At 38.3% G+C, this 6,873-nt stretch carries 5 protein-coding genes; 4 read left to right on the top strand and 1 reads right to left on the bottom strand.

Annotation, left to right across the window (positions count from 1 at the left end):
• Nucleotides 1-71: 71 nt before the first annotated feature.
• Genes JHC30_08190 through JHC30_08175 form a run of 4 tightly spaced genes read left to right on the top strand, consistent with a single transcriptional unit; the run spans nucleotide 72 to nucleotide 6,018 of the window.
• Complete coding sequence (locus tag JHC30_08190) at nucleotides 72-641, top strand: aminoacyl-tRNA hydrolase (protein ID MCI4464120.1); 570 nt, start codon at nucleotides 72-74, stop codon at nucleotides 639-641.
• Entirely contained in the window at nucleotides 638-3,925 is a 3,288-nt protein-coding gene (gene mfd / locus JHC30_08185) for a transcription-repair coupling factor (GenBank protein ID MCI4464119.1), read from the top strand. The genes JHC30_08190 and mfd overlap by 4 nt, the downstream gene beginning before the upstream one ends.
• Nucleotides 3,909-4,958: a MazG family protein gene (locus JHC30_08180; GenBank protein ID MCI4464118.1), complete on the top strand. Its 1,050-nt coding sequence runs from the start codon at nucleotides 3,909-3,911 to the stop codon at nucleotides 4,956-4,958. Before mfd ends, JHC30_08180 begins: the two co-directional genes overlap by 17 nt.
• Nucleotides 4,951-6,018 (top strand): flippase-like domain-containing protein, encoded by a 1,068-nt coding sequence (locus tag JHC30_08175; protein ID MCI4464117.1) that lies wholly within the window; start codon nucleotides 4,951-4,953, stop codon nucleotides 6,016-6,018. Before JHC30_08180 ends, JHC30_08175 begins: the two co-directional genes overlap by 8 nt.
• On the opposite strand, the gene JHC30_08170 is transcribed toward JHC30_08175, so the two are convergent.
• Nucleotides 6,001-6,738 carry a metallophosphoesterase family protein gene (locus JHC30_08170; GenBank protein ID MCI4464116.1) on the bottom strand — a complete coding sequence of 246 codons (738 nt, stop codon included), beginning with the start codon at nucleotides 6,736-6,738 and terminating at the stop codon, nucleotides 6,001-6,003. The two genes, JHC30_08175 and JHC30_08170, sit on opposite strands and share 18 nt — an antisense overlap.
• Nucleotides 6,739-6,873 lie beyond the last annotated feature (135 nt).

Raw genomic sequence — 6,873 nt, 5'->3', positions numbered from 1 at the left:
TAATAATTATATCAAAAAACAAAAAATTTCATATTTTAAACAAATTTGAAGATACAATATAATATTGTGGTATGAACTTAATAGTTGGGCTTGGAAATATTGGAAAAGAGTACGAAGGAACCCGCCATAATGTGGGCTTTATGGTTATTGATGAACTTTCAAAAGTATGGGGCATAAAGGTAAATATTGCAAAATTTAACGCACTTATTGGGAAGGGAATAGCAAAAATAGATGGTGGAGAGTTCAATGTCATTTTAGCAAAGCCACTCACATATATGAACCTCTCTGGAAGGGCTGTTAAGCAACTTATGGATGGCTTCCTTATACCACCTTCAAATACAATTGTTATTCACGACGACCTTGACCTTCCATTGGGGACAATCCGTATAAAAATTGGCGGGTCTGATGCAGGACATAAAGGCGTTCGCTCTATAAAGGAAGTTGTAGAGGACCCTGTTATAAGAGTGCGTATTGGTATTGGACGCCCTGAAAGAAAAGAGGATGTTGTTTCTTTTGTCCTCGAGGAATTTACATTTGACGAAAAGCCTGTAATTAAGGAAGCAATTAAAAACGCAGTAAAGGCAATCGAAACAATCATAAAAGATGGCGTTCCCGAAGCTCAAAGGCAATTTAACAGATGAGATTAAAAAATATTCTTTCACAGGGAGAGTTACAGTACATTCTCTTCATTAAAAACGAGCCTGTTGTCCGCATAAGAAACACATTTCCCGAAGTGCTTGAGGCTGTTTTAAACGAGATTTCCTCTCAAAAAATTGTCGTATGCAAAGACACCGAGTCGCTTAAAAAACTTGCAAAAACCTTTAAAGACGCACTTGTAATAGACGACTTTTCCAATTATCCTTTCGAAGTAAATTACGCACCAGTTGAAGTAGCACTTTCAAAAAAGAAATTACACACCCAGGATAGTAGCCTTATCCTCACCACAATAAACGGCATTTTTGATTATGTTCCATCGTTAGAAACCGCAAAAACGCTTACCCTTGAGAAAGAGAACACAATAAAAAGAGAGTATCTTTTACAAACGCTTGCAGATTTTGGATTTAAAAGGGTTGAGGAAATTGAGGCAAAAGGTGAATTTTCTGTTAAAGGAAGCGTAATCGATATATATGCATTTGATTATGAAAAGCCCGTAAGAATCCAGCTTGATTTTGACAAAATTGAAAAAATCTCGTTTCTGAATGAAAACCTCCTCACCGAAGAGGAAGTTACAAGAATCGAAATCTCAAGTCTTGTAATTTTCACAAAAGAAGAGTTAAATACAATCGAAAAAGAAATCGGAAAGATAAAAGATAAACTAATATTGGAAGTTCTTGAGAAAGACTTTAACGAACTAAAGAAAACAGGGAACTTTGGAATAAATTTCTTCTCCCAGTTCCTGAAAAATGGAAAGTTTCTTCCACAAAGGACACTTCTTGACTTTGTATCAAACAAAACTCTTGTCCTCTACGATATTAATATCGACAAATACTTTGAAGAGTTTGAGGAGTTTGCAAACGGCGAAAAAGAAACCTACGGCGCATTTATAAACTTCGATACTGTAAAAGATGGTTTCTTTAGCATAAGCCCTCAAAAACTTGTAGAATTCGGAAACTTCCTTGAAAACGCAATTGACTTTAAGGTAAAAGAAGTTCAAGAAAGTTTTCTTATGTTCGGCAATTTAAAGGATATACTCCTCAAAGAAAAAGAGACCCGTCCAGTCCTCATAAAAACAGAAAATATAGAAAGGGTAAAGGAAATCCTTTCTGCATACGAAATCTCTTTTGAATACGGCTTGAAAGATGAAAAGGGTATATTTGTTGAGGAAGGTTTTTACGAAAAGGGAATTGATGCTGAAAAAATCCTTGTCCTTACCGATAGAGAACTCTTTTACCATATTGAAGGAAAGAAACCGAAAAAGATCATCTCATCAAAAGAAATAGTTTCCCTTGAAGAGTTAAAAGATGGCGACCTTGTCGTCCACAGGGACTTTGGCATAGGTATCTTTAGGGGGCTTGTAAAACTTGGCGATACTCCCAAGGAATTCCTCCTTATCGAGTATAGAGATGGTGAAAAACTCTATGTCCCTCTTGAACGCATTGGTTTTGTTGAAAAATACATTGGAGATAGACGTGTTGTAACACTGAATACGCTAAGGGGAAACGAGTGGTCAAGGACAAAGGAAAGAGCAAAGGAATCCGCAAGGGAACTTGCAAAAAAACTCCTTCTAATACAGGCAAAAAGGAAACTTTACAAGCGCCCTCCCTTTAAGCCACACCCACAGGAAGAGCGCATTCTTGACCTCTCATTCCCATATGAACTTACAGAAGACCAGGCAAGGGCAATAGAGGAAGTATACCAGGATTTAGAAAGCGACGAACCAATGGACAGACTTATAGTGGGAGATGTTGGCTACGGGAAAACAGAGATTGCAATAAGGGCTGCCTTTAGAGTCGTGCTTAACCATAAAAAAGTGATGGTCCTTGCGCCTACAACCATTCTTGCGATGCAACACGAACGCACATTTAAAGAACGCCTTCACCTTTTCCCAATAAGAATCGAAATGCTTTCACGCCTTGCCGATAAAAAGAAGGAAAAAGAAATCTTAAAGGACTTAAAAGAAGGTAAAATTGATATTATAATTGGCACTCATAGGTTGCTTTCAAAGGATGTCGAAATTAAAGACCTTGGGCTTCTTATTATTGATGAGGAGCAGAAATTTGGCGTTAGGCACAAGGAGATTCTTAAGGAACTGAGGGCAAATGTCGATGTACTTACCCTTTCTGCAACCCCGATCCCACGAACACTATACACTTCTCTTATAAAACTACGACCCGTTTCGCTTGTTCTTACTGCACCTCCAGGTAGAATTCCTGTCAAGACTTTCTCAATACCTTTTAATATCGATGTTATGAAAAATGCAATCCTTTTTGAGTTAAAAAGGCACGGGCAGGTGTTTGTGGTCTACAACAACATTGAAAAAATCTATGGCTTTGCAGAACTCATAAAAAATCTTACAGGGGCAAGAGTTGGTGTTGCGCACGGCAAAATGGACAAAGAGGTAATTGAGGATGTAATGGTCGATTTCTACGAAGGGCAGATTGATGTCCTTGTTGCAACAACGATTATCGAAAATGGGCTTGATATACCGACAGTAAATACACTTATTGTTGTTGAGGCAGAGCACTTTGGACTTTCACAGATGTACCAGTTGAGGGGGCGAATCGGTAGGTCTTCAATACAGGCATATGCGTATTTCTTCTACACAGAGAAGAGCCTAACGGCGATTGCAGAGGAAAGGTTAGAGGCAATTCGGGAGTTTTCAGATGAAGGAGCAGGACTTAAAATTGCAATGAAAGACCTCGAGATAAGAGGCGCAGGAAACATCCTTGGAAAAGAACAGCACGGACACATAATTTCAGTTGGCTATAATATGTACCTTTCGCTTCTCGACCAGGCAGTAAAAGAGTTACAGGGCATTACCGTAAACGAAGTAAAGGAAGTCTCTGTGAGGCTCAATGAAAGTTACTACATAAAGGAATCCTACATACCGCTTAACGCAGAGCGCATAAACTACTACAGGCGGATTACTCAGGCAGAGTCAATTGAGGACTTACGAAAAATCGAAACCGAACTGTGGGACAAGTTTGGCTACCCACCAATTGAGGTAAGAAATCTCTTAACTGTTGGAGAAATAATGCTTTTTGCAAGGCAAATCCAAGCAAAAGAGATATACCAAGAAGGGAAGCGCGTCTTTATCATTATCGAAAGGACAAGCAAGATCACAGTTGACGACCTTATGCACCTCTCAAAGGTTGCAAAGAGCGTCCAGTTTGGAGAAGACTACATTTCATTTGAGGTTGCCTTCCCTTTACAGGACACACTAAAAGTGCTACACTTATTAAGTGGCTATGAAAAAGTTAAATAATTTTGTATTTGATACTACAATTGAAGAAAATGCAAGGTGCTTCGTAGTTATAGGAGAGAAAGTACCTTCCGAACTTACTGGAAAACTTGTTTTCAAATTTGGAAGCTATGACCTAATGGATATTATGCTTACGCTTTCTTATCTTGAAAAAGTAAAACTGCCTACGCAAATAATAGTCGAAAACGAAACCCAATTTTACAAAATTTTAGGCTACCTAAATATTTTTAAAGGGCTTGAAGTCCCAAAGGAAATTCTTGATAATGTCCCCGAAAGCGAATTTAATAAATTTAAAGAAATTGTCCCGTTTTTTCGAATCACAAAAGATATCGAAGCCTTTTACGAAACTTATCTTATGATTAAGACATTAAGAAAACTCTGCCCCTGGGACAGAAAGCAAACTCACGAAAGCCTCATTCCAGAACTTGTAGAAGAGCCACTCGAGTGTATTGAAGAAATTAAAAAGGAAAATCCAAAAGGAATCGAGGAAGAATTAGGCGATGTGCTCTTACAGATTTTGTTGCATGCAGAAATAGGAAACGAATCAAACGAATTTACCCTTAAAACAATCTCTGAAGGGCTTTTCAATAAGATGTACGAAAGGCACCCTCATGTCTTTAAGGACACCCGTGCAAAAACAGCCGATGAGGTTCTAAACGACTGGGAAAAGAACAAAAAGAAAAAGGCACACCTGAATATATCAAAAATCCTTGCAAGTTTTATAACAACAATTGACCTTCAGGAAGAGGCAAAATACATCGGGCTTGAATTCAGGAATGTAAACGAAATTTACGATAAAATCCTTGAAGAGTTAAACGAAGTAAAGACTGCAAAAGGCGACGGTGTCAAAGAAGAAATAGGCGATCTACTATTCTCGGTTATAAATCTTGCACGTTTTCTCAATATCGACCCAGCACATGCACTTTTTATTTCTTATGAGAAGTTTATGGAGAGGGTAAAGAAGTTTAAAGAGCTTGAGCCCTCAGAGAAAAAAGACATAGACTCAGCCTGGGAGAAGATTAAGAAAGATGAGTGATGAAGTTATAAGCAGAAAAACAATCATAAGGGACACAATCCTTGCAATCCTTGCAGGGCTTGTAGGGATACTTGTAATTTCGCTATTTACCCACAACTGGAATTTTGTAGACCTTGCAAAATCTTTCAGGCTTTCGTATATACTGTGGGCGTTTTTTCTTATGTTTGCAAGCTGGTTTATCGAGGCATACACAATAAAACTCATTTCAGATGTTTTGGGCTATTCGATTACGATGAGAGAGGCATTAAAAATTTTTCTCATAGGTGGCTTTATTTCAAGAATAACTCCTTTCGGTGGCGGTGGAGGGGAGCCAGTGCAGATGGTAATACTTTCGAAAGAAAAGGCAATTCCACCGGGGGATTCTGCTGCAATTATCTCGATAAAGATGTTCATAGGCACTTTCGTAAGGGTGAGTGTTTTCTTATTTGTGCCTGTGTGGATTCTTGTTGCAAAGCCAACCTGGGGGATATCTGAAGCGGTTAATATCCTTATAAATACAGGCGTTGCAATTACGCTTGCGCTTTTCTCTCTGCTTCTTTTAATGATCCTCAAGCCAGATTTTGCACTTCTCTTAACACAAAAGGCACTCAATACAAGGTTTTTCAAAAAAATAGTAAAAGAAAATGCCCGCACAAAGACAATTGAATGGGTTAAAAAGACAGTAGCAGATTACAAACTTGCAAAGGAAAAAATATTTTCCCTCAAAAGACAGACCCTTTACTTTGTCTTTTTCCTGAGTTTTATCTCGTGGGGACTTATCCTCCTTACTCCTGTTGTCCTAATGAGGGGGCTTGGCATAATGTCGCCCTGGCCTGAAATTGTCATTACCGCAATTATTTTTTACATTTCCTCTGCATATATCCCAACGCCTGGGGGAAGCGGCACTGCCGAAATCGAACTTTTGGCACTATTTGCACGCCTTATACCAAACCCGCTTATAGGCACATTTATTATTGCCTGGCGATTTTTCACACACTATTTCCTTCTTATTGCAGGAGGGCTTGCAACTTTTTTTGATACCCTTAGAAATAAAAAGAAATCCTCAAAGACCGCTAAATAATCGCTCTCCAAGATATGATGGAAGGTTTCTTTCTATAATCTTGTTATAGACTTTTTCTATATCGTAATCAAACCTTACAAACTCAACAGAATATTCATCGGTATCAAAAATAACAAAAGCACCTTTTGGGTTGCCATCCCTTGGCTGCCCAACGCTTCCTACATTTATAAGGTATCTAAAGCCCCTTTCTAATATGAATTTTGCTTCCTTTTGCATGGGATAGACTTCAAGAGAATTTTTGCTCGATAGTTTACAAACACACGGCACATGCGTATGCCCGTAAAATCCAATTGGTGTCTTTAGATACGAAAATGCCTCAAGGACATCAAATTCACTCAAGATGTACTTAAATGGATTTTTAGGGTTTGGCGTCCCGTGAAAGATAGTAAAGGTATCTTCCTCAATTAATGTTGGAAGTGATTTAAGGAAGTTTTCGCTTCTTTTGGAGATATTTCTTTTCGTGTAGAGGAGCGCAAGTTTTGCATACTCGTTAAATTCGTAAAGAATAGAATCACCAACTGTGCCTGCATCGTGATTACCCCTGACACCAACAATGCCATTTTCTTCAAAAAGGGTTATTGCTTCCTCAGGGTCGGGACCATAGCCTACAATATCTCCACAACTCATTATTTTATCGACCAATCGACTCTTAATTATGTCGAGTGCAACCGAAAACGCCTCGATATTTGAATGTATGTCCGACACAAAAGCAATTTTCACACCTTAATTATATAAAAAATGGGAAAATAGAGATACAATTTACAAGACTAATTTACCAAATAAAGTTAGGGATTCTATTATAGATTCTTTTTAAGTTCACCAAATTCGATGCGTGCCTGTCGAAGTATTGACTTC

Source organism: Caldisericum sp. (assembly GCA_022759145.1).
Lineage (GTDB): Bacteria > Caldisericota > Caldisericia > Caldisericales > Caldisericaceae > Caldisericum.
The sequence above is the reverse complement of the archived record's forward strand: the minus strand, read 5'-3'. Positions and strand labels throughout refer to the sequence as shown.

Coding starts and splice junctions, on each gene's coding strand:
- JHC30_08190 (MCI4464120.1), top strand. CDS start 72: ATGAACTTAATAGTTGGGCTTGGAAATATTGGAAAAGAGTACGAAGGA.
- mfd (MCI4464119.1), top strand. CDS start 638: ATGAGATTAAAAAATATTCTTTCACAGGGAGAGTTACAGTACATTCTC.
- JHC30_08180 (MCI4464118.1), top strand. CDS start 3,909: ATGAAAAAGTTAAATAATTTTGTATTTGATACTACAATTGAAGAAAAT.
- JHC30_08175 (MCI4464117.1), top strand. CDS start 4,951: ATGAGTGATGAAGTTATAAGCAGAAAAACAATCATAAGGGACACAATC.